General features: G+C 68.8%; 22 protein-coding genes and 1 pseudogene. 7 read left to right on the top strand and 16 right to left on the bottom strand.

The genetic code is table 11. The features are described 5' to 3' along the window. The first annotated feature begins 3 nt into the window (after positions 1-3). Complete coding sequence (locus BW730_RS06555; RefSeq protein ID WP_077685554.1) at positions 4-417, top strand: F0F1 ATP synthase subunit epsilon; 414 nt, start codon at positions 4-6, stop codon at positions 415-417. Between the two features lie 72 nt (positions 418-489). After that, entirely contained in the window at positions 490-954 is a 465-nt protein-coding gene (locus tag BW730_RS06550) for a DUF2550 domain-containing protein (protein WP_077685553.1), read from the top strand. Between the two features lies 1 nt (position 955). On the opposite strand, the gene BW730_RS06545 is transcribed toward BW730_RS06550, so the two are convergent. Then, the gene (locus BW730_RS06545; protein WP_226997111.1) at positions 956-1,585 is read right to left on the bottom strand and encodes a M23 family metallopeptidase; all 630 of its coding nucleotides are present in this window, start codon (positions 1,583-1,585) and stop codon (positions 956-958) included. Between BW730_RS06545 and BW730_RS06540 the strand changes: the two genes are divergently transcribed. Further along, entirely contained in the window at positions 1,584-2,624 is a 1,041-nt protein-coding gene (locus BW730_RS06540; RefSeq protein WP_077685551.1) for a hypothetical protein, read from the top strand. The two genes, BW730_RS06545 and BW730_RS06540, sit on opposite strands and share 2 nt — an antisense overlap. A gap of 18 nt (positions 2,625-2,642) precedes the next feature. On the opposite strand, the gene BW730_RS06535 is transcribed toward BW730_RS06540, so the two are convergent. Beyond that, positions 2,643-3,260 carry a cob(I)yrinic acid a,c-diamide adenosyltransferase gene (locus BW730_RS06535; protein ID WP_077685550.1) on the bottom strand — a complete coding sequence of 206 codons (618 nt, stop codon included), beginning with the start codon at positions 3,258-3,260 and terminating at the stop codon, positions 2,643-2,645. A gap of 83 nt (positions 3,261-3,343) precedes the next feature. On the opposite strand from BW730_RS06535, the gene BW730_RS06530 reads away from it, so the two are divergent. Continuing rightward, on the top strand, positions 3,344-4,003 hold the full coding sequence (locus BW730_RS06530; RefSeq protein WP_269466652.1) for a peptidylprolyl isomerase: 660 nt from the start codon (positions 3,344-3,346) through the stop codon (positions 4,001-4,003). A gap of 10 nt (positions 4,004-4,013) precedes the next feature. Here BW730_RS06530 and BW730_RS06525 read toward each other — a convergent pair whose 3' ends face one another. The 6 genes from BW730_RS06525 to mce all read right to left on the bottom strand — a co-directional run bounded on the left by BW730_RS06525 (position 4,014) and on the right by mce (position 8,644). Further along, positions 4,014-4,790 carry an alpha/beta fold hydrolase gene (locus BW730_RS06525; protein WP_145952753.1) on the bottom strand — a complete coding sequence of 259 codons (777 nt, stop codon included), beginning with the start codon at positions 4,788-4,790 and terminating at the stop codon, positions 4,014-4,016. Continuing rightward, positions 4,787-5,062, bottom strand: coding sequence for a hypothetical protein (locus tag BW730_RS06520; protein ID WP_077685547.1), 276 nt, complete (start codon positions 5,060-5,062; stop codon positions 4,787-4,789). Before BW730_RS06520 ends, BW730_RS06525 begins: the two co-directional genes overlap by 4 nt. After that, the gene (gene nucS / locus BW730_RS06515; protein WP_077685546.1) at positions 5,062-5,757 is read right to left on the bottom strand and encodes an endonuclease NucS; all 696 of its coding nucleotides are present in this window, start codon (positions 5,755-5,757) and stop codon (positions 5,062-5,064) included. The genes BW730_RS06520 and nucS overlap by 1 nt, the downstream gene beginning before the upstream one ends. Before the next feature lie 21 nt (positions 5,758-5,778). Next, complete coding sequence (locus BW730_RS06510) at positions 5,779-7,002, bottom strand: AI-2E family transporter (protein WP_077685545.1); 1,224 nt, start codon at positions 7,000-7,002, stop codon at positions 5,779-5,781. After that, positions 6,999-8,069: a DivIVA domain-containing protein gene (locus BW730_RS06505; RefSeq protein ID WP_077685544.1), complete on the bottom strand. Its 1,071-nt coding sequence runs from the start codon at positions 8,067-8,069 to the stop codon at positions 6,999-7,001. The genes BW730_RS06510 and BW730_RS06505 overlap by 4 nt, the downstream gene beginning before the upstream one ends. A 125-nt stretch (positions 8,070-8,194) precedes the next feature. Then, on the bottom strand, positions 8,195-8,644 hold the full coding sequence (mce, locus tag BW730_RS06500) for a methylmalonyl-CoA epimerase (RefSeq protein WP_077685543.1): 450 nt from the start codon (positions 8,642-8,644) through the stop codon (positions 8,195-8,197). 159 nt (positions 8,645-8,803) lie between these two features. Between mce and BW730_RS18460 the strand changes: the two genes are divergently transcribed. Next, positions 8,804-8,959, top strand: coding sequence for a hypothetical protein (locus BW730_RS18460; RefSeq protein WP_158522502.1), 156 nt, complete (start codon positions 8,804-8,806; stop codon positions 8,957-8,959). A gap of 6 nt (positions 8,960-8,965) precedes the next feature. Continuing rightward, a complete protein-coding gene (locus BW730_RS06490) occupies positions 8,966-9,529 on the top strand; it encodes a PH domain-containing protein (RefSeq protein ID WP_077685542.1) in 564 nt (187 codons plus the stop codon). A 111-nt stretch (positions 9,530-9,640) separates the two neighbouring features. Here BW730_RS06490 and pgm read toward each other — a convergent pair whose 3' ends face one another. Further along, on the bottom strand, positions 9,641-11,269 hold the full coding sequence (gene pgm / locus BW730_RS06485) for a phosphoglucomutase (alpha-D-glucose-1,6-bisphosphate-dependent) (protein WP_077685541.1): 1,629 nt from the start codon (positions 11,267-11,269) through the stop codon (positions 9,641-9,643). 142 nt (positions 11,270-11,411) lie between these two features. On the opposite strand from pgm, the gene BW730_RS06480 reads away from it, so the two are divergent. Then, positions 11,412-12,227 (top strand): tetratricopeptide repeat protein, encoded by an 816-nt coding sequence (locus BW730_RS06480; RefSeq protein WP_077685540.1) that lies wholly within the window; start codon positions 11,412-11,414, stop codon positions 12,225-12,227. 1,780 nt (positions 12,228-14,007) lie between these two features. Here BW730_RS06480 and treZ read toward each other — a convergent pair. From treZ to BW730_RS06445, 7 genes and pseudogenes are all read right to left on the bottom strand, one after another. Next, positions 14,008-15,738, bottom strand: coding sequence for a malto-oligosyltrehalose trehalohydrolase (gene treZ, locus BW730_RS06470; protein WP_145952752.1), 1,731 nt, complete (start codon positions 15,736-15,738; stop codon positions 14,008-14,010). Between the two features lie 13 nt (positions 15,739-15,751). Continuing rightward, positions 15,752-17,041 (bottom strand): malto-oligosyltrehalose synthase, encoded by a 1,290-nt coding sequence (locus BW730_RS19160; RefSeq protein ID WP_226997110.1) that lies wholly within the window; start codon positions 17,039-17,041, stop codon positions 15,752-15,754. Next, positions 17,038-17,583 carry a hypothetical protein gene (locus BW730_RS19155; protein WP_077685537.1) on the bottom strand — a complete coding sequence of 182 codons (546 nt, stop codon included), beginning with the start codon at positions 17,581-17,583 and terminating at the stop codon, positions 17,038-17,040. Before BW730_RS19155 ends, BW730_RS19160 begins: the two co-directional genes overlap by 4 nt. Then, positions 17,532-18,269 (bottom strand): alpha-amylase family glycosyl hydrolase, encoded by a 738-nt coding sequence (locus BW730_RS19150; protein WP_077685536.1) that lies wholly within the window; start codon positions 18,267-18,269, stop codon positions 17,532-17,534. Before BW730_RS19150 ends, BW730_RS19155 begins: the two co-directional genes overlap by 52 nt. A gap of 310 nt (positions 18,270-18,579) precedes the next feature. Next, positions 18,580-19,359, bottom strand: a complete 780-nt coding sequence (locus tag BW730_RS06455) for an NUDIX hydrolase (protein ID WP_077685535.1) — start codon at positions 19,357-19,359, stop codon at positions 18,580-18,582. Further along, a pseudogene (gene glgB / locus BW730_RS06450) lies at positions 19,356-21,253 on the bottom strand (1,4-alpha-glucan branching protein GlgB). Before glgB ends, BW730_RS06455 begins: the two are co-directional and overlap by 4 nt. Before the next feature lie 35 nt (positions 21,254-21,288). After that, a complete protein-coding gene (locus tag BW730_RS06445) occupies positions 21,289-22,431 on the bottom strand; it encodes a phosphotransferase (RefSeq protein ID WP_077685534.1) in 1,143 nt (380 codons plus the stop codon). Between the last annotated feature and the right edge of the window lie 3 nt (positions 22,432-22,434).

The following is a 22,434-nucleotide window of genomic DNA, read 5'->3' as shown; positions in this document are numbered from 1 at the left end:
TCCATGGAGCGTCCCCCGCTGGAAGTTGAGGTGGTCTCCGCCGACCGGGTCGTCTGGTCCGGCGACGCCATCAACGTCATCGCACGCACCGTCGAGGGCGACATCGGCATCCTGCCGGGCCACGAGCCGCTGCTCGCGCTCCTGGTGCCAGGGGTCGTGGAGGTCGTCACGGCAGATGGACGCAGCGAGTCGATCGCGATCGACGGTGGCTTCATCTCCGTGGCCCACGGTCACGTGTCCGTGTTGAGCCAGATGGCTCAGCCCGGGCAGGAGGTCAGCCTCGATCTGGCCCGCAAGCAGGCGTCCACGCTTGAGGACAAGGCCCTCAAGGGCGAAGCAGACGACGATGAGCTTCATCATCTACGGATCCTGCAGGCGCAGATCAGGGCAGGCGAGTCTGTGAAGAACACAAACTGATCTCATTTTGCTCAGGGCGGTCCCTTCGGGGCTGCCCTGAGCGCATCATATGCAAGGGAGGTGTGAGGGAACATGCCGTGGCAGATCGTGATCGTGACGATCATCGTCGTCGCTGTCGTGATGCTGCCCTTCGTCGCCCTCTATCTCCGCCGCCGCTGGCTCACTGGCCAGGGCGGCCTTTTTGATTGTGCGTACCAGTTGCCAGACGCCCCCGGGCCGGCCTGGGTGCTGGGGGTCGCACGGTACCGGCGCGAGCAGTTGGAGTGGTTCCGGGCGTTCTCGCTCAGCCTGAGGCCCAAACACGTCTTCCCGCGCGTCGGCACGACCTACGTGCATCAGCGCACCCCACAGGGGCTCGAGGCGATCGCGCTGTTCGAGGGCTCGCTCATCGTGACGCTCCGCGACAAGGCGACCGGGTCGACCAGCGCGCTGTCGATGGCGAGCGACGAGGCCCTGGCGTTGATGAGTTGGCTCGAGTCGGCTCCTCCCGGCAGCCACTATCTGCCGGGCAGCGCGGACTCGCCGAACCCCAATTGAGCTAGGCCTCGACCACATCTCTCTCGGCGGGCAGCCATGGTGCCTCGTCCCTTCGCTGGAACGCGATGGGGAGCGCGCGGCACCGCGCCCAGTCGATGCCGTCGGTGGCTTGGACGTGGACGTGCGGTTCGGTGCTGTTGCCGGAGTTGCCGCACGCCCCGATCGTCTGGCCAGGAACCAGGATCTGGCCCTCCCCGACCGCGAGCGAGCCGCGCTGCAGGTGCGCGAGCAGCACGTACACGTCGCCGGAGCGGATCACCACGTGGTTGCCCGCGACGGCTGAGGCGCCCCTCCTGACCCGCGCGGCCTGGGTTGCGGCGTACCCGAGTTGGGCGCGGAACGAGCGGTAGGCGTCGTGATCCGGCTCGCCGTCGTGGGTGAGCACCACCTCGCCCGCGAGAGGCGCCAGGATCGGGGAGCCGAAGCCCACGAACCGCTCGGGTGGCTCGGTCGCCAGGAGCGAGCGCAGCGTCCGTGGCGCTGACCTGCCGCGGTCGTCGACCCGGACGAAGTCGATCGCGTACGCGGTGCCGAACAGCTCCGTCCCGTGGCTCGGCACCCGCCGGGCAGGGCTGTTCTCGACGCGCCACCGCCCGGTGAACGGGAAGCGCAGGGCGACGGGGGAGTCCATGGCATCCATCCTCGCGCATCCGTGCCTGGCGTGGTTCCCGACCAAGGACCCCGGTCGATGGTTCGATGGGACGGTGGAAGCGCATCCCGGACCCGTCGTCGTCGCCTCGGCCATCAAGCTCGACGAGTCGATGCGCGCCCGGCTCGGCGCGCTGCTCGGGTCGGACTTCGTGGTGCTCGACGTCCGGGTCGCACCGGAGTCGGCCAACGTCGTCATCACGCCGCGCGTCAGCGACCTGGCCCTCGGGCAGTTCCGGTTGATGTTCCCCACCGCCCGGATCGTGGTCTCGGAGGTGTTCGACCTCGACTCGGGCCTCGATCACCGCGGCCCGATCCATGACGCGCTCTCGGCCGACGTCGATGGCTACGTGCTCGCCAACTCCCTCGACGGCCTCGGGGTGGAGATCGCCAAGCAGGCGGGCCTGCAGTTGTCGGGCTCCACCGGTCGCACCCCGCTGCAATTGCAATCCGCGGCCCCTTCGCCACCCGCCGCGACGGCCTCCGCGCAGCAGGGCGCCGGGCGGACGATCTGGTGGATCAACGGCCCCTTCGGCGTCGGGAAGACGGCACTGGCCGCCGCCCTTGCGCGCTTGGACCGTCGCGTGTTCGATCCCGAACTGATCGGCACCCTGGTGCGGCGGTTGATCCCCGAACCTGTCCGCGACTATCAGTCGCTGCGTCCATGGAGGGCGCTGGTGGCCGAGACGGCGATCCAACTGGTCGAGCACTACGACTGTGACCTGGTGTGCCCCATCAGCCTGCTGAACCGGGAGTGGGCGGGCGAGATCTTCGCAGGGGTCTCCCTTGCGGGCATCGGGCAGCGGCACCTGGTGCTGCACGCCGACCGCGCCGAACTGGAGCGCCGGATCCGGGAGGACGAGAGCGAATCGGAGGCGGCCCCGTGGCGGCTCGACTCGATCGACCGTTACGAGGCGGCCCGCGCCTGGCTCGACGCCGGGGCGGAGATCGTCGACACCACGCTCCTCAGCCCCGCCGACGTGGCGGATCGGGTCGACTCGCTGATGACCGCGCGCGGCTGAGACCTGCGGAGCGCGTCCTCACTCGGCGGCGGCGGCCCGCTTTGCCGGCCTCTCGCGGTCGGTGCCTTGAACCCACAGCACCTCCGACTCGGTGCCGTTGGCGGCGCGGCTCATGATGAACAGCAGATCGGAGAGGCGGTTGAGGTATGTGATCGCCAGCAGGTTGATGCCGCCGTCCTCGTCGGTGCCGAACTCCTCGTAGCAGCGCCACGCGGCCCGCTCCGCCCTGCGCGTGATGGTGCGGGCGACGTGCAGTTGGGCACCCGCGGGGGTGCCTCCCGGCAGGATGAAGCTACGCAGCACCGGCAGGTCCTCCTGCAACTCGTCGCAGTAGGCCTCAAGTCGGTCGATGCAGTGCTGCTCGATGCGCAGCGGCGGCCACTTGGGCGCGGGGTCCTTTGGCGTCGACAGGTCGGCGCCGACGTCGAAGATCTCGTTGCGGATCAGCGCGAGCATCTCGACCACGCGGTCGGGCAGGCCGCCGAGCGCGACGGCGACCCCGATCGCCGCGTTGGCCTCGTCGGTGTGGCCGTAGGCCTCGACCCGCAGGTCGGTCTTTGCGACCTCCGAGTTGTCGGAGAGTCGGGTCGTGCCTGCGTCGCCGGTGCGGGTGTAGATCTTGGAGAGAGTGACCATGTCGTCCAATCTAGTGGCTGCGATGCCCTGGGGCTGGCGAGTCCCGCCCCGCTACGAGGTCGTCGGTGTGAAAGAGTTGGGGCGTGCAGAAACGAGCCTTCCCCCTCATCATGGCCGCCGTCACCCTGCTTGGCCTCAGCGCCTGCAGCGACGCGAACAAGTCCGCAGCGGGAGGCGAGGTGCCGGCAGGGATGGTCGAATGCTCCTACCCGTCGGAGGGCTCGCCCGCCCGCGCCGTCGACCCGCCTGCGGCCACTGCGCCCAAGGAGGGCGTCGTCACCGTCACCCTGAAGCTCACCGCGGGCGAGATCCCCATCACGATGGACCGCGCGAAGGCGCCGTGCACCGTCAACTCGTTCGTCTCGCTTGCCGAGCAGGGCTACTTCGACGACACCGTGTGCCACCGCCTGACCGACTACGGCATCTTCGTGCTGCAGTGCGGCGACCCCAGCGCCACCGGCACAGGAGGCCCCGGTTACACGATCCCCGACGAGGTCGACCCGTCGCTGACCTACCCGGCCGGCACCGTCGCGATGGCCAACCGCGGCTCGAAGGACACCGGCGGCTCGCAGTTCTTCCTCGTCTACGCCGACAGCCAACTCGACCCGGACTACACGGTGTTCGGGACCATGGACCAGGCGGGAATCGACGTCGTCGGCGGGATCGCCTCGCAGGGCGTCGACGCGGGCGACAAGACCTCCCCGATCGCCGAGGCCAAGATCGAGTCCGTCTCCCTCGGCTGACCTCCGCCGGCTAGCGGGTGTCGGTGAGGAAGCGTCGGCAGACCACCAGGAATGCCTCGGGGTCGTCGGCGTGCACCCAGTGGCCGGCGCGCTTCAGCGTGATCTGGAACATCCGCGGGAACAGTTGCCGCATGATCGGCACATGCTCGGGCTGGACGTAGGGCGAGAGGCCGCCAGTGACCCAGAACACCGGGCCCTCGAAGCTTGCGTCGATGCTGCGCCATCCGCCGACCTCGTGCAGCGAGTCGCCGAGCAGGTCCAGGTTGGCGGCCCAGGACCAGTGCTGACCCTTGTGTCTGAGGTTCTGCAGCAGGAAGCGCCGCACGACCTCGTCGGGGATCTCGTCGGTGAGCAGCAGTTCGGCCTCGGTGCGGCTCTTGATATGGTCGATGTCGAGGTGGCGCAGCGCGGCGACCAACGCGGCGAACGACTGCGCGGCCTCGTTGCGTGCCGGGGAGATGTCGACCACCATCAGCCGATCGATCAGTTCCGGCCGACGCAGCGCAACCCGCATGGCGATCTTGCCGCCCAGCGAATGCCCGATCAGCGCGACCGGAGCGTCGAAGCGCTCGGCGATCCAGTCGGCGACGAGGTCGGCCTGCGCGTCGAGGTCGAACTCCTCCGTCCACGGCGAGCGGCCGTGGTTGGGCAGGTCGACCAGGTGCGACGTCGCGACGTCGGCAAGCGCCGTCGCCACGGATGAGAAGTTCTTGCCCTGCCCGAACAGCCCGTGCAGGAAGACGACCTGACGCGGCCCAGAGCCGATGACGACCTCGTACAGGTTCACGACGCGACGCTCCAACAGTGCGAGTGCCAATGCCTGCGGACCTCAAGGCCGGAGTCGTTGCCGAGCGGAGGCGCTGCGGGCCACACGACCACATGCGCGGTGCCGGGGGCCACGCGCTGCGAGCAGCCAGGGCAGCGGTACTCCTTCTCCGAGCGTGCCGCCGGGACGTCGCGGACGATGTAGTCGACGCCGCCCTTTCGGACGCGCCGCTGCGACCCGCCCGCCAGCAGCGGCCGTGGGGCGCGCAGGTGTTTGGAGGGGCGCTTGGCCATCAGAACAGCCGCTCGTCGGCGTTGTCCATGCCGCGCAGCGCGTCATAGTCGATCAGCCGGCATTCGATGCCCCGGTCGACGGCGAGGGTGCGCGCCTGGGGCTTGATCTGCTGCCCCGCGAAGATGCCCCGCACGGGCGCCAGAGCCGGGTCCCGGTTCATCAACTCCAGGTAGCGCGTCAACTGCTCGACGCCGTCGATCTCGCCGCGGCGCTTGACCTCGACCGCGACGTAGTGGCCTGCGGTGTCGCGCAGCAGCAGGTCGACCGGGCCGATCGGCGTCAGATACTCGCGCTGCACCAGCGCGAGCCCGTCACCCAGCGTCGCCGGGTGCTCGGCGAGCAGCACCTGCAGGTGAGCCTCGACGCCGTCCTTCTGGAGGCCTGGGTCGATGCCCAGTTCGTGGGCGGTGTCGTGCAGCACCTCGGCGAGCGAGATCCGCAGCGTGTCGCCGTCCTTTGACTTCACCTGCCACACCTCGGTCACGCCGAGCGCCTCGACGGCCTCCGCGTCCGGTTCGGTGACGCTGAGCGTGCAGGGCGGGCTCATCCAGTTCAGTGGCTTGTATGCGCGGTCATCGGCGTGCACCGACACCGACCCGTCGGCCTTCACGAGGATCAGTCGCGTGGCCATGGGGAGATGGGCGGTCAGCCGACCCACATAGTCGACCTGACATTGAGCAATCACCAAACGCACCCGAACAACCTACCTTCGCGCTCAGGAAGCGTCCAAAGCGGGACGCACCATCTCGCGGTACAGCAGCAGGACGGCGGCCGTCGTGGGGATGGCGATCACCGCCCCGATCACGCCGAACAGCATGCCGCCGATGATCGCAGACAGCACGACGAGGGCGCCCGGCACCTTGACGGTTCGCTTCATCACGTTGGGGTAGAGCACGTAGGCGTCGAACTGCTGGTAGATCAGGAAGTAGATGATCGTGGCGATGCCGATGTTGGGATCGACCGCGAAGCCGACGAGGGCGACCGAGACCATCGCAAGCGACGATCCGACCAGCGGGATGAAGCAGAACATCGCGACGACGAAGCCAAGCGCGAGCGAGTAGGAGCCCAGGCCAGCGATGTTCATGAAGACGAAGGAGCACAGGGACGCGACCGCGACGATCACGAACATGCCGGTGATGTAGCCGGACACGCCGCGGAAGATCTCGTCTGCCAGGTAGCGGGCGCGGGGGCGCTTGCTCGCCGGCGCGAAGGCGTAGATGGTCTCCTTGATGGCGGGGAGGGAGGCGAGGAAGTAGATGGTGAGCACCAGGGTGACGATGACCGAGAAGACCAGGTTGGCCACCAGTTTCCCAGCGCCCATCAGGCCGCCGAAGAGGTTGTTGATCAGGCTCCCGGACGTGATGAACGACTCGATCTTCTCGACGATCTGGTAGCGCTCCTCGAACTCGCGCAGTTGCGGGTGGTCGGCGAGGTTCTGCAGCAGGCCCGGCAGGTTGCGGGTCAACTGGGTGGTCTGCTCGGTCAGCACCGGCACGAGCGCCGTCAGCCCGAGCGCGATCACGCCGAGCAGCGCGAGGGTGACGATCGTGACGGCGAAGCCGCGGGGGACGCGTCGCCTGGTGAAGAACTCGACGGCTGGGTTCAGCCCAAGGGCCAGGAACATTGCAAGCACGACGAGGATCAGGACGCTCTGGACGGTCAGGATCGCCTGAGCGAGCGCAAGCGCCACCAGTACGCCGACCGCGCCGAGGAATCCGACGGCGAAGGGGGAGGGCGACTTCTGTTCCGGGGGCAGCGGTTCGGCGGGCGGAACGGGCTCGATCCGGACCTCCGGTTCGGGCGCCAGCAGCTTTCCTGCCCTCCGCGCTGCGCCCCCGAGTACCCGAGCGGCCCCGCTACGAAAACGGGGCCGCTTCTTGGGAGCCTTTTCGGGGAGTGACTCCGCAGGGGAGTCCGTGCCGGGGTCCTCGTCGCTCACTTTTCCTCGTCGCGGGTGATCACCGTTGTCGGGTCTTCGCTGAACTGCGCGCCGGACTCCTCGGCGAGGGCACGCAGGTTGTTGAGTTGGCCGAGCGCGTTGGAGCGGCGTGCCTCGAGCGAGGCGATCTCACGGGTTAACTGCTCCTTGCGCCAGGCGATGCGCTCCTCCAGGTCGGTCTCCTGGTCGCGGGCCCGTTCACGCATCGCCGTCAGGGTGTCCTCGGACTGGCGGGTCGCCGCGAGCCGGATCTCCTCGGCCTGCTTGACGGCGTCGGTGCGGATCGTGGCGGCTTCGTCCGACGACTCCTTCGCGCGTGCCGCGGCGGCCTCGACCTCCTTCTCGGCCTGCGCGAGGCGCTCCGTGATGGAGTCCTCTGCCGCCTTGGCCGTGGCAAGGGTCTTCGTGAGGGAGTCCTCGGAGGACTTCTGCGCCGTTGCGATGATCTCGGTGGCCTTACGCTCGGCCTCCTGCTCGCGCCGCAGGCCCTCGACCCTCGCCGTCTCCAGGAGAGCGTCGCTCTTCTGGTTGGCGGCGTCGACGATGGACTTGGCTCGCTGCTTGGCGTCGGCGATCATCATGTCCGCGTCGCGGCGGGCCTTCTCGAGCGCCGCCGCGCCCGCATCCGCCTGCTCCTGGCGCAGTTGCCGCAGCCCGGACAGGCCGGTCAGCCGGACGTCGTCGGCCTCCTGCTGCGCCGCCTCGCGCAGCGCCGATGCGGTGCGGCGGGCCTCGGTCTTGATCCGCTCCGACTCGTGTTGCGCCTTGTCGATCAGGTCGCCCGCCTGCGCCTCCGCGGCCTTCAGCAGGCCGGTGGCGTGGGCGCCGAGGCGGGTGAAGTCGGTGGTGCCGACCTCGCTCCGGACGTACTCGACCTCGCGGGAGGACTCGCGCAACTGCATCTTCAGTTGCGTCACCTTCGCCTCGACCTCGCGGACGTAGCTGTCCACCGAGTGTCTGTCGTAGCCGAGCATCGCGTGGGGGAAGTTCCCAGCCGCGGAAGCGCTGTCCTCAAAGAGGTTCAGGCCGGTCTCTTCCGTGTCGAGATCGCGATTCGAGTCAGTCACGAGCGGTCCTTTCGGTCTCCTGCAGCCGAGCCTAGTCGCTCCGTCTGCCAGATTGACGCTGGAAACACGGCCGGGGCGGGACGGCCTCGTGCCATCCCGCCCCGGACGTCGTCAGAGGTCGCGGATCAGTGCTCCGCGGGCTCCTTGGGGAGCTCGACGAGCTCGAGCAGCACGCCACGGGCGTCCTTGGGGTGCACGAAGTTGATGCGCGAGCCGCCGGTGCCACGCTTGGCCTCGGGGAACAGCAGACGCATGCCGCGCTCGCGCAGCACCTCGGAGACGTGGTCAAGGTCCGCGACGCGGTAGGCAAGCTGCTGCATGCCGGGGCCGTTGCGGTCGAGGAACTTGGCGATCGTCGAGTTCTCGTTGAGCGGCGCGAGAAGCTGGATCTTGGCGTTCTCCTCGCCCTGCTCGCCGGTGCCGATCATCGCCTCGGCGACGCCCTGCTCCTCGTTGATCTCGCGGTGCAGTTCGCGCCACCCGAAGACCTCGCTATGGAACTTGATGGCCTCGTCCAGGTCGGGGACGGCAAGGCCGACGTGATCGATGCAGATGAAAAGATCTGAATTCTCCATGTGTCCAAGCTTCCCACACCCCCTTTTGTGGGGCTGGGCGGGGTGGCGGAATCGTGACGGGTGACAGGTTGGCCCGATCGGCCCGCTTCGGCGCGTCGGTCACTGCTGTGGTTGCGCCGTCGTGCACACTTGATCACGAACTACGCGAGGAGGACCGTCGTGGGTAATTGGATCAAGAAGATCCTGCTTGTGCTCGTTGTCGCGTTCGTGTTGTTCTATCTGTTCACGCGACCGGAGGCAGCGGCGGAGGCTGTGCGCACCTTCCTGGGCGCCTTCGAGTCGATCGGTCGCTTCTTCACCAGCCTCGCCGGGTAGCGCGTCGTGAGCCTCCTGGGGCGACTCCTGGAGCCCGACATCGAGGCACACCTGCTCACCGTCGAGGGCGAGGTCGTCATCGACGAGGTCCGCAAACACTGGGCCGCGACCTTCGGGTGGCACTGCCTGATCGCGCTCAGCATCCCGCTGTTCATCGCCATGATCCCGCTCAAGGGACTCTTCTGGGTGCCCATGGCGCTGGGGCTCGCCTGCCTCGCGCTGGGGATCTGGAAGGTGCACGTCGCGTTCATGGACCGCTTCGTGATCACCAACATGCGGGTGTTCCGGGTGCACGGGGTGTTCAACACGCACCTGGCCACGATGCCGATGAGCCGGATCCTCGACATCTCGATGATGCGCCCCCTGATGGGGCAGTTGTGCGGGTACGGGCACTTCGTCTTCGAGTCCGCAGCGCAGGACCAGGGCCTTCGCGACATCCGCTACGTCGGGCACCCCGAGCAGCGGGACCTGACCATCCAGCGTGTCATCCAACTCTCCGGCCTGCGTCAGACCATGCAGGTCGAGCGGTGGGCCGTCGACGAGGACGGCACCGAGGAGGACGGCACCTAGTCGCGCCATAACGAGTCTGAACACGCGAAGGCGGCGGCCCCCGAAGGGACCGCCGCCTCTCTGCCTGTCTGCGTCCTGTTCGTTGGTGTCGGACGCGCCCCCGATCTCTCGTCAGGCGTTCAGGGCCGCGTCGACGAGCGTCTTGGCCGCCGCCTGCACCTCGGCGAGGTGTTCGGCGCTCTTGAGAGACTCGGCGTAGATCTTGTACTTGTCCTCGGTGCCGGAGGGGCGGGCCGCGAACCAGGCGTTGTCGGTGGTCACCTTGATGCCGCCGATCGCCGCGTCGTTACCGGGGGCGTGCGACAGGACCGCCGTGATCGGCTCACCCGCGAGTTCCGTGACGGTGACGTCCTCGGAACTCAGCTTCGACAGGCGGGCCTTCTGGTCGCGGTTGGCGTCGGCGTCGACCCGCGCGTAGTAGGACCTGCCGAACTCGGCCTCCAGGTCCGCGTAGTGCTGGCTCGGGGTCGTGCCCGTGACCGCCAGGATCTCGGAGGCCAGCAGGGCGAGCAGGATGCCGTCCTTGTCGGTCGTCCAGGTGGTGCCAGCCATCGTCAGGAACGAGGCGCCGGCGGACTCCTCGCCGCCGAAGCCGATCGACCCGTCCGTCAGGCCCGGCACGAACCACTTGAACCCGACGGGGACCTCGACGAGGCGTCGACCCAGCTTCGCCGCCACCTTGTCGATCAGCGAACTCGACACGAGCGTCTTGCCGACGCCAGCCTCGGGCGACCAGCCGGGACGGTTCGCGAACAGGTAGTTGATGGCGACCGCCAGGTAGGCATTGGGGTTCATCAGGCCCGCGTCGGGGGTCACGATGCCGTGCCGGTCGGAGTCGGCGTCGTTGCCCGTCGCGAGCGAATAGGCGCCGCGCTGCCGAACCAGGGAGGCCATCGCGTTGGGGGAGGAGCAGTCCATCCGGATCTTGCCGTCGGTATCGAGCGTCATGAACCGCCACGTCGGATCGACGACCGGGTTGACGACCTCGATGGGCAGGCCCTGCTCGGCGAGGAACTCCCAGTACTGCACGGAGGCCCCGCCCATCGGGTCGGCGCCGTGCCGCAGGCCCGAGTTGCGGATCGCGTCAAGGTTGAGGACCTGCGTCAACTCGCTGCAGTACGGGGTCCGGTAGTCGTAGCGCGTGACCTCGCCCGCGATCTGCTCGTACGGGTGACGCTTGATGGAGCGGAAGTCGCCGAGCAACTCGTTCGCGCGGGCCGCGATCACCTTGGTCGCGTCGGTGTCGGCGGGGCCGCCGTTTGGCGGGTTGTACTTGAAGCCGCCGTCGCGGGGCGGGTTGTGCGACGGCGTCACGACGATGCCGTCGGCCAGGCCGTCGCGACGGTCCATGTTGTAGCGGATGATGGCGCGCGACACGGCGGGGGTGGGGGTGTACTCGTCCTCGCGTTCGGCGAGCACCTCGACGCCGTTGGCGTGCAGCACCTCGATCGCCGTCTTCCAGGCGGGGGAGGAGAGCGCGTGGGTGTCCTTGCCGATGAACAGCGGGCCGGTGGTGCCCTGCGCGGCGCGGTACTCGACGATCGCCTGAGTCGTGGCGGCGATGTGGGCCTCGTTGAATGCGGTGTCGAGGCTCGAGCCGCGGTGGCCGGAGGTTCCGAAGACGACCTGCTGGTCCGGGTTGTCCGGGTCGGGAATCAGGTCGTAGTAGGCCGCGATGACCTCGTCGACGTTGATCAGATCAGATTCTTGGGCAGGCTGCCCTGCGCGCTCGTGTGCCATGCTCAACATCCTATGGCCGTTGGTTGAAGGCGGGCCCCTTCCCGGCCAAGATAGAACCCATGACCGATGCGAACTTCAACCGTCCTGGCGCCGTTGACCTCTCAAGCCTTTCGGGGGCGGCGCTCCCGCGGCCGGAGGCTTCGTGACGAGCGTCACGGAGGCGGACTTCCAGACCCTTGCGACCCAGTCGATGCAGTACCCGGTCATCCTCGAGTTCTTCTCGCAGCGGGACCCCGCAGGCCAGGAGGTGTCGACGACGCTCGCAGGCCTCGTCAACGCCGCCGGTGGCCGCTTCCTGCTGGGACGCATCGACGTCGACGCGGAGCCGAGGTTCGCGCAGGCGTTGGGCGTGCAGGCCGTGCCGACGGTGGTCGCACTGATCGGCGGCCAAATGGCCCCGCTGTTCCAGGGCACGATGGCCGCGGACGAGATCTCGGCGCTGCTGGATCAGGTGGCCCAGTTGGCCGTGGCGAACGGCCTGACGGGTCGGGCCCAGCCGGTCGCCGGGGCCGCGCCGGAGGGCGATGAGGCGGCCGGGGCCCCGGTGAACCCGCGGTTTGACAAGGCAGACGCTGCCCTGGAGGCTGGCGACTTCGCGAAGGCCGTCGAGGAGTTCGAGGCGCTCCTGAAGGAGACCCCGCACGACCCTGAGGTGCTGGCGGGTCGCGCCCAAGCCGCGCTGCTGCAGCGCTCGGCCAGCTTCGACGGGGCTGCCATCGTCGCCGATGCGGCGGCTAAGCCTGACGACATCGACGCCCAGTTCGATGCTGCCGACCTGGAGGTCATCAACGGCCGCTACGAGGAGGCGTTCGATCGCCTGCTTGGGTTGGCGGCTGACAGCACGCCCGAGGATCGCGAGCGGATCCGGCTTCGGATCCTCGACCTGTTCGAGATCGCAGGTCGCACCGAGCCTGTGGTGTTGAAGGCCCGTCGTCGCTTGGCGACCGTCCTGTTCTGAGCCTCTCCCGGGGCTTGTCGGTAGCGTCCGAGGGACGTGAGCACCGTTCCCCGAGCTTGTCGAGGGGTCCGAGTGCGAATGCGCCTTCTTGGGCAGCACCGGGAGTACCTCTGTCCGGTCAGCCGCGGCCGGTCGCTGCTGATTGAGCCGGTGGGCGGCCGGAGCGGCGACCAGCGTGTCGAAATTCGCGTGACCTTGCGTGAGGACTTGACCACCGTTCCCCGAGCTCGTCGAGGGGTCCGATTGGCCCTCATGGAGAGGGTCCGAATGCGGATGCGCCTTCTTGGGCAGCACTGGGAGTGCCTCTGTCCGGTCAGCCGCGGCCGGGAGCCGGGCGGCGCCGTGGTCGGTGTCGCTGACTTGGTCGGTGTGCTTGTGGTCGGGTGGTTGAGGCCGCCCGGCGTCCCGTCCGTGTCTGCCCGGTTGCTCGCGTTCTGCTGGTGGTTGGGTGCCGTGCCCTGGAGTACGCGACCGCGGCGCGCGCCGCCCGGTCGCCCCGTTCGGGTCGGGTTGGACGAGGCGTGAGGCCAGTTCCTGCCTGATCGGGCTGGGCATGCGGCGCAGAAGGGGCGACGGAGGCTCACGGCCGTATTCTCGGCATCTCCCGTTGCGCTGTGGCGTGGTCGAGTCTTCTGCCACCAAGCGTCGTTTGTGCTTCGTCGCTTGGCGATCGCTCTGTCGCGGTCCGGGACTTACAGCCGTCGTCTGAGCTTGTCCAAGCGTCCGAAAGTGACGCCCTCTTGGAAGCATTGGGCGACCGTCTGCCCGGTCAGCCGCGGCCGGTCGTGGCTGATTGAGCCGGTGGGCGGCGCGGAGCGGCGACCAGCGTGTCGAAATCCTCGTGACCTTGCGTGAGGACTTGGCCACCGTTCCCCGAGCTCGTCGAGGGGTCCGATTGGCCCTCATGGAGGGTCCGAAAGCGAAGGCGCCTTCTTGCGCAGCACTGGGAGTGCCTCTGTCCGGTCAGCCGCGGCCGGGAGCCGGGCGGCGCCGTGCGCCCGTGTCGCTGACTCCATCGGGGTGCTTGTGCTCGGGTGGTTGAGGCCGCCCGGCGTCCCGTCCGTGTCTGCCCGGTTGCTCGCGTTCTGCTGGTGGTTGGGTGCCGTGCCCTGGAGTACGCGACCGCGGCGCGCGCCGCCCGGTCGCCCCGTTCGGGTCGGGTTGGACGAGGCGTGAGGCCAGTTCCTGCCTGATCGGGCTGGGCATGCGGCGCAGAAGGGGCGACGGAGGCTCACGGCCGTATTCTCGGCATCTCCCGTTGCGCTGTGGCGTGGTCGAGTCTTCTGCCACCAAGCGTCGTTTGTGCTTCGTCGCTTGGCGATCGCTCTGTCGCGGTCCGGGACTTACAGCCGTCGTCTGAGCTTGTCCAAGCGTCCGAAAGTGACGCCCTCTTGGAAGCATTGGGCGACCGTCTGCCCGGTCAGCCGCGGCCGGTCGTGGCTGATTGAGCCGGTGGGCGGCGCGGAGCGGCGACCAGCGCGTCGAAATCCTCGCTACCGTGCGTGAGGACTCTGCCACCGTTCCCCGAGCTCGTCGAGGGGTCCGATTCGCTCTCGTGGAGGGTTGCCTGCCGGTCAGCCGGGGCGGCCGTTTCCTGCGCCTGTCGAAGGGTCCGGAAGCGAATGCGCCTTCTTGCGCAGCACCGATGTGTCGCTCGGGTGGGATCTTGAGCATGTTTGGTAACTCGTTTGCGATTCGCACGTTCAAACCTGGCGCGTGGAGCAACGAGCAACCGAACATGCTCAACGGAAGACCCGCACCCCGGTCCGCGCAGAGGGGGTCAGGAGCGGCGGAGGATTGTGGCGCCGGGGGAGGAGAGGATCAGTTCGGTCGCGGTTGGCCGGGCGACCTCGCTCCACGTGGCCACGACCTCGTCGCGCTCGTCGATCTGGACCGTCGAGGTCGAGCGGGTCGCGACCACCAGGAAGTCGCCGCGCCGCATCGCCAGGGTGTTCGGGTCGATGACGTCGACGCGGACGGCGCCCAGGCGCGGGTCGCGCAGGTCCTCGTGGTCGCGACGCAGCCCGATCAGCTTCTGGTACCAGGCCAGCATCCGGGCATGCCCGGGATCTGCCCGCTCGGCCCAGTCGAGCTTTGCCGAGTCGAAGGTCGCCCCTGCCTGCGGATCGGGGGTGGCGGCGTCCCAGCCCATCGCGGCGAACTCGCGCGCCCGGCCGGCCGTCACCAGCGGCCCGAGGTCCGGGCCGAGGTGGCTGAAGAACGGGAACGGCGCGCTGGCAGCCCACTCCTCGCCCATGAACAGCATCGGCGTGAAGGCCGACAACAGGTAGAGGGCGGCCGCTGCCGCCTGGTCATCCGCGCCGGCGTGCTGCGCGAACCGGTCGCCGACGGCGCGGTTGCCGACCTGATCGTGGTCCTGCAGGAACACCACGAACGAGTGGCCGTCGTAGTACGGGCTGTCCGGGTCGACCGGGGCGCCCCAGTCCTGGCCGCGGAACCGAGAGAATCCGCCGTCATGGATGAACACCCTCGTCAGGGCCTTCGCGAGTGCATGCGCGTCGCCGAAGTCCACGTAGTAGCCCGACTGCTCCCTGCCGAAGAACGCGTGCAGCGCGTGGTGCACGTCGTCGGCCCACTGAGCGTCCATCCCCCGCGCCTCTGGCTCGGTGCCGACCGGCATCACCATGCTCGGCCGATTCAGGTCGGACTCGGCGATCAGCGTCATGGCCCGGCCGGTCTCGGCCTCCCACTCTGCCTTGCGCAGCGACAACTCCGCCAAGAAGTGCGTGGGGGAGTCGTCGGCAAGCGCGTGCACCGCGTCGAGGCGGAGCCCGTCCACCCCGACGTCGACCAGGAAGTGGCGCGCGGAGCCGATCAGGTAGTCGCGCACCTGAGCCGACCCGTCGTCGTCGAGGTTGATCCCGTCGCCCCACGGCGTCTGGTGCCGGGGGCTGAAGTAGCGGCCGAAGCGGGACACATAGGCGCCCTCCGGTCCGAGATGGTTGTGCACGACGTCGAGGATCACGCCGAGCCCCCTCGCGTGCGCGGCGTCGACGAAGCGCACCAGCGCCTCCTGGCCGCCATAGCCCTCGTGCACCGACCACGGCGCGACCCCGTCGTAGCCCCAACCGCGCTCGCCGGCGAACGCGGCGAGCGGCAGCAGTTCGACGGCGTCCACCCCCAGTGCGACGAGGTCGTCGAGCCGGGCGACCGCGGCGTCGAGGGTGCCCTCGGCCGTGAAGGTGCCGACATGCATCTCGTACAGGACGCCGCCAAGCACCTGCCGACCGGGCCAGTTCGTTGCCCTGCCGAAGATCGCGGGGTCGACGACGCGGCTCAGGCCGTGCACGCCGTCGGGCAGGCTGAGCGAACGCGGGTCGGGGAACGGGCCATCGCCGTCGACGATGAACCCGTAGCGCTCGCCCGGCAGGAGCGCCCGCTCGGGCCGGTACCAGCCCTCGGGTTCGGGCAGCATCGCGAGATCGCTTCCGTCGCCGAGTCGCAGCGACAGCGATCCGGCGGACGGCGCCCAGACGCTCCCCGCCGTCACGGGGCGGCCACCGTCAGCAGGGCGACGGGACGCCGCTCCAGCACGTCGACGAGCGGAACCTGGCCGCCGTCGAACTCGCGGCCCGACAGCGCGTCGCGCCAGCGGCCCTCGGGGAGGATGATCTGGTGCTCGCCCCAGCCGCCGCGCTCGGTGAGTTGCGAGTTGAACCGCGCCGCGACGGTGATCGCGGTGAGTCGTTCCTCGCCCGCGACGCCCCTCGCGAACGCGACCGCCTGCCCCGACGTGGTCGCCACCGGCGAGTAGGACGACGTGGCCCCCGGAACGCATCGGGGTGGTCCCGGCGCAGCCGGAGCGCCTCCCTGACGACCAGCATCTTCTCCGCGTCGAGGGAGTCCGCCTCGGTGTCGGCGAGCAGCGCGCGACGCGCGCCGTAGTCGACGGGGCGTCGGTTGTCGGGGTCGACCAGCGACAGGTCGACGATCTCGTTGCCCTGGTACAGGTCCGGCACTCCGGGCATGGTCAGTTGGATCAGCTTGGAGCCGAGGATGATGCCGCGGGTCGTCTCGTAGCTTGCCGCGACGAACGCGTCGAGCGCGGCCGCGACCCGCTCGTCTGCGAGTGCCGTCTGCGCGAGGGTCTGGACGGCGTCCTCGTAGGCCGCGTCGGGGGAGGTCCAGGTCGTGTACGCCTTGGCCTCCCGCATCGCCTTGGTGAGGTAGCCGGAGAGCCGCTCGCCCGTGATCGGCTCGCTACCGGCAGCGGTCCCCGGCAGCCGCCAGGTCGCGGCCAACGTCTGCCACAGCAGCAGTTCGGTCGGCCCGTCGACCAGCGGCGAGCGCGCCTCATCCGTGGCCGACCTCAGCTCGGTCAGGCATGCGTCCCATTCCTTGGCGTGCTCGAGCATCGCCGACATCCTGGCGCGGACGTCCTCGGAGCGCTTGGTGTCGTGCGTCGAGAGCGTCGTCATCGTGGCGGGCCACGCGGAGCCGAGTTGGGTGCAGAAGTCGTGGAAGGCGTCGGCGGAGATGCCGACGATGGTCGGCTCGCTCCCCACCTCGTTGACGGCGAGGAAGCGGGTCCAGCGGTAGAAGGCCGTGTCCTCCTTCGACTTGGCCATCACGGGGCCGCAGGTCTGCGCGAAGCGGATCATGAACTCCGCCCGCAGCGCGGCCACCGGATCCTCGCCCGACCCCGGGCGGTGCGAAATGTTCGGCAGCGTCTCGGCCCCGCCTCCCTCACCTGCGGGCGCGTCGCCAAGCACCAGTCGCACGATCAGGTCGAGCGTCGAGGACTCGTCGTCGTCGAGTTCCGGGCGGACCCGGTCGGCGGCCTCGGCGATCACCTGGCGCTCCGCCTCGGGGCGGCGATACCGGGCTCGACGTACGCGCGGTAGCGGTCCATCTGGACCAGGAGTTCGGCGATGGTGCGACCCATCTCGCGCCTGGTGTGGTCGTAGAGGGCCAGGTCGGACTCGCAGATCGCCACCGCGATCGACGTCAGCCGGTTGACCTCCGTGAACAGCATGGTTCGCACGACCTCGCGCTTGGCGGCGAGCAGAACCTGCGAGAAGCCGCCCTCACCCGCGCCGCCGAGCCGCTCCCAGATCTCGTCGAGCTTCGGAAGCTGGTTCGGATCGTTGAACAGGCCCTCGACGCGCAGCAGCGAGTCGTATCCCGTGGTGCCCGCGCAGCGCGAACCGGGCGGCAGGTGCTCGTGCGGCTCGAGGATCTTCTCGACGACGACCCAGGCGCCGCCGGTGGCGCGGTGCAGCCGCTGCAGGTAGCCGCGCGGGGTGGCGAGGCCGTCGGGATGATCGATCCGGAACCCGTCGATCAGCCCCTCGCGGAACAACTCGAGCAGCAGTTTGTGGGTGGCGTCGAACACGTCGTCATCCTCGACGCGCAGCGCCGCCAGGGTGTCGACGTCGAAGAAGCGTCGGTAGTTGAGCTCCTCGTTGGCGACCTTCCAGTAGGCCAGCCGGTACCACTGCCGCTCCAGCAGTTCGTCGATCGAAAGGTCCTCGGTGCCGGGCCTGATCGGGAAGACGTGGTCGAAGTAGGCGACCACCGGCTCCTCGTGCCCCCGACGTCTCGCCTCTCGACGCGGATGTTGCCGTCGGCCAGTTCGTCGCCGATCCGGCGGCCGAGCACCGGCATCAGGACGGCCCGGGAGGAGCTGAGGTCGACGTCGAACCAGGCGGCGTACGCGGAGGCGGCGCCGTTGCGCAGCACGTCCCACAGGGCGGCGTTCTTCCAGATCGGGGTGGGCACGGCCATGTGGTTGGGCACCACGTCGACGACGATGCCGAGCCCTGCCGCGTGCGCGGCGTCGGCGAGCCGTCGGAACCCGGCCTCACCGCCGCAGTCGGCCGAGATGCGCGTGTGGTCGACGACGTCATAGCCGTGCATCGAGCCGGGCGCGGCCTGCAGGATGGGGGAGCAGAAGATGTGCGTGACGCCGAGGTCGGCCAGGTAGGGGACCTGGGCGACCGCATCGTCGAAGGTGAATCCCTCGTTGAGCTGAAGCCGGTAGGTCGACGTGGGCAGGGCGAGATCTGATCGTTGCTGCACATCGCCACTCTATTGGAGTCGGTGGTCTGAGGCTCTTCGACGAGTTCCCTGGGATGGGCTTGGCGTTGAGCAGCATTCGGTGTTCGTTGCTGGTTGGAACGTGAAAACGGCTCGGGTCGGACGTCGAACGTGGACTACTGCTCAACGCAAGTCCCGACCCGGCCCGCGCGAGGAGTGCCGATGGCTGCGCGGTCGGCCGTGGCTTGGCGTTGAGCAGCAATCGGGGTTCGTTGCTGGTTGGAACGTGAAAACGGCTCGAGTTGGGCGTCGAACGTGGACTACTGCTCAACGCAAGTCCCGACCGCCGGCCTCACGTCGCGTCGAGGTAGCCGGCCTCCGTGTAGCCCTGCCTGCCCTCCAGCATCAGGGCGATCCTGCGCGCGGACAGTTCCGTCACGTGGTCGGTGACCATCGCGGGCGCGACCCAGTGAAGGGCCTTGATCTCCCGGTCCGAGGGGGCGAGCGTCGCGACGGTCGCAGCGTCGACGACGCCAGCGTCGAAGATGAACTCGACGGCGTCGGACCACCCCAGGTACGGCGGCATCCAGTCCGCGAGAAGCGGCTGACCCAGCCGCACCTCCAGGCCGATCTCCTCGCGGATCTCCCGCTCGGCCGCGGCCCGGGGCGGCTCGCCGACCTCGGCGACCCCACCCGGCAACTCCCAGTCCGACTTGTAGGTCGTCTCCAGCAGCAGCACCCGGCCCGCCTCGTCGCGCATCAGGGCGTGCGCGATCACCCGCTTGGTGGGCAGGATCGAGTTCAGCACGCCCGAGTGGCCGGGCACCCCGTACACCGGATCGACCGCCAGCCTGGCGTAGATCAGCGAGTCGCGGTAGTCGCCCGGCTCACGCTCGAGCGACGAGCGGAGCCGCCCCTCCAACCGGAAACCGGCCCGGTGCAGCGCCGTGCGCGCGGCCGTGTCCCACTCCGGGATCTCGACCTGCAGCCTCCTCAGCCCGCGACCCACCAGCACGTCGTCGGCGGCAAGCGAGACCGCCCGCTGCAGGGTGTCCACGTCGACGCGCTGCTCGTCCCAGCGCAGATTGCCGGTGGAGCCGTTGACGTCGACGTGAACCTGGAACTCCGTCACGACACCACGCTGCGGCGCAGCCAGATGGAGCCGAGCGGGGGCACCGTCACGCGGGCGCGGGCGGGGAAATGGCCCCACGGCTCGGGGGTCGCAGTGACCTCGCCGAGGTTGCCGAACTCTCCGGAGCCGTCGTAGATCGGGGCGTCCGTGTTGAGGATCTCCTCCCAGGCGCCCTCCTCGGGAAGGCCGATCTCGTAGTCGGTCAGCGGCTCGGGCGAGAAGTTCGTCACGCAGGCGACGTGGTTGCCGCGCGAGTCGTTGCGCACCCACGACAGCGTGTTGTGGGCCGCGTCGTCGGCGTTGATCCAGGTGAACCCCGCCGGGTCGTTGTCCAGTTCGTACAGGGACGAGTTGTCGCGGTAGATGTGGTTCAGGTCGCGGAACAGCCGCTGCAGGCCGCCGTGGCCCCACAGTTCGGAGACCCACCATTCGAGGCTGGCTGCCTCGTTGAACTCGGGGCGCTGGCCGAACTCGCAGCCCATGAAGATCAACTGCTTGCCGGGGAAGCTCCACATGTAGGAGTAGAAGGCGCGCAGCGTGGCGAACTTGCGCCAGTCGTCCTGTGGCACCTTGTTGATCATCGAACCCTTGCCGTGCACGACCTCGTCGTGGCTGATCGGAAGCACGAAGTTCTCCGAGTACTGGTAGACCATCGCGAACGTCAGCAGGTTGTGCTCGTACTGGCGGTAGATCGGGTCGAGCTGCAGATAGCGCAGCGAGTCGTTCATCCAACCCATGTTCCACTTGAAGCCGAACCCGAGGCCGCCCTCGTGCACCGGCTTGGTGACGCCCGCGAAGCTGGTCGACTCCTCGGCGATCATCACGACGCCGGGTTCCCGCTCGTACAGGTGACGGTTGACGTAGCGCAGGAAGTCGATGGCCTCGAGGTTCTCGCGGCCTCCGAACTCGTTCGGCACCCACTCGCCCTCTTCGCGCGAGTAGTCCAGGTACAACATCGAGGCGACGGCGTCGACGCGGAGGCCGTCGATGTGGAACTCCTGGATCCAGTACAGCGCGTTGCTGACCAGGAAGCTCTTCACCTCGTTGCGGCCGTAGTTGAAGATGTAGGTTCCCCAGTCCATGTGCTCGCCCTGACGAGGGTCGGCGTGCTCGTACAGCGCCGTGCCGTCGAAGCGGCCGAGCGCCCACTCGTCCTTGGGGAAGTGCCCCGGCACCCAGTCCATGATGACGCCGATGCCCGCCTGGTGGAGCCGGTCGATCAGGTGGCGAAGGTCGTCCGGCTTGCCGAAACGCGACGTGGGGGAGAAGTAGCCGGTGACCTGGTAGCCCCAACTCGGCGCGAACGGATGCTCCGAGACCGGCATGAACTCCACGTGCGTGTAGCCCTGCCACTTCACGTAGCTGACCAGTTCCTCTGCCAGGTCGAGGTAGCTCTTGCCCTGCCGCCAGCCGCCGAGGTGGACCTCGTAGACGCTCATCGGCTCGGCGTGGGCCTTCGCCTCGCGGCGGCGCTGCATCCAGTCGTCGTCGGACCAGACGTACTTCGATTCGTAGACGATCGACGCGTTCGCGGGGCCTGCTCGCTGAAGCGGGCCATCGGGTCGACCTTCTCGATCCAGCGGCCGTCCTCGGTCTCGATCCGGTACTTGTACAGCGTTCCCTCGCCGAGTCCCTCGATGAAGGTCGCCCACACGCCGCTGCCCGGCACGAGTTGCATCTGGTCGCCGGTCCACCAGTTGAAGTCGCCGATCACCTGCACCGACCGCGCGTTGGGCGCCCAGACGGCGAACCGGACGCCAGAGATGGCGCCCTCCTCGTCGTCGGTCTCCGCGACAACATGGGAGCCGAGCCGTTTCCACAGTTCGGTGTCACCCCCGCTGTGGAACCCTTCGAGGTCCCAGCCCGTGAGTTCACCGAACGTGTCGTGTGCCATGGCTCATGCTCCTTCAGGAAGTGTTGAAAGGAAATCTAGCGGTACGCGGATGAGTTGGGGCGGTAGCGAGCCTCGTAGGCGACCTCGTAGCCGGCCTTGTCCGCCTCATACGCCGACAGCAGCGGGTCGGGGCGACCCGGGTCGATCCCGTAGCCTGTCAGGAACGCATTGCGCGTCTCGGCCAGCCAGTCGGCGCCCGCGGAGCCCGCGGCCTCCGCGTACCCGAAGGAGCGCAGCATTCCTGCCACGTCCCGCAGCGGCGAGTCGGGCTCGCGGCGCTCGGCGAGGCTCTTGAGTGGCTCGCCCTCGAAGTCGACGTAGATCCACCGCCCGCCGGTCAGCAGCACCTGCCCAAGGTGGCAGTCGCCATGCACGCGCTGCACGACGATCTGCTCGTCGGCGACCTGGTCGAACACGGCGCTCGCCCGCGGCAGGAACTCCCGTGCCTCCGGGTGCTCCGCCGCGATCCCGTCGAAACGGGTCCGGAAGTCGGCGGCCAGCCCCGAGCCGGGTCGGGTCCCTGTCCCGAGTCGCTCCGCGAGCACCCTGTGCACCGTCGCGAGGGCAGCCCCGAGCGCGGCGGCGTGGGCGGTGAAGTCGCGGCCCGCGGCCGCGTACTCGCAGGCGAGCACGTACCCGTCCGTCGGGTCGGGAAGTGACTCCAGGAAGACGGCGAGGTCGGTTCCGTCGACGTGCCAGGAGCCGTACAACTCGGCGACCACGCCGCTGCCGCGTAGTTCGCGGTGCAGTTCGACGTCGACGTTGCTGCCCGGCTCGATGCGTCGGAACACCTTTGCGAGCAGTCGGTCGCCGTAGAAGATGCTGGTGTTCGACTGCTCACCGGTATAGCGACGCGCGGGAAGCCCCTCGGGGATCGGAAGCAACCGCTCGAAGCCTGGGGCGTCCTCGCGCAGCAGATCGAGCAGGATCCCGGCGTCGTCGCACGCGTCGATCGGTGCCTCGCCGTCGCTGTACAGCAGCGGGATCAGGTAGCGCTCCCGGTGGCCGTCCTCGAAGTCGACGTTGAGGAACGCGGGCCGCAGCCCCGGCCTGCCTGGCTCGGGCGCCTGGGCCCAGTCGCCCAGTTCCACGTCGACCGGACGGCCTGCTCTTCCGGAGAACCAACGCTGCCCGAGCGCAAGGTCCCACAGCGTCGCTGTCAGGTCGGCGTCGCTCATGAC

The organism is Tessaracoccus aquimaris, from assembly GCF_001997345.1.
Taxonomy (GTDB): domain Bacteria; phylum Actinomycetota; class Actinomycetes; order Propionibacteriales; family Propionibacteriaceae; genus Arachnia; species Arachnia aquimaris.
Note: the sequence above shows the minus strand (reverse complement) of the source record. Positions and strands in the feature narration are given on the sequence as shown.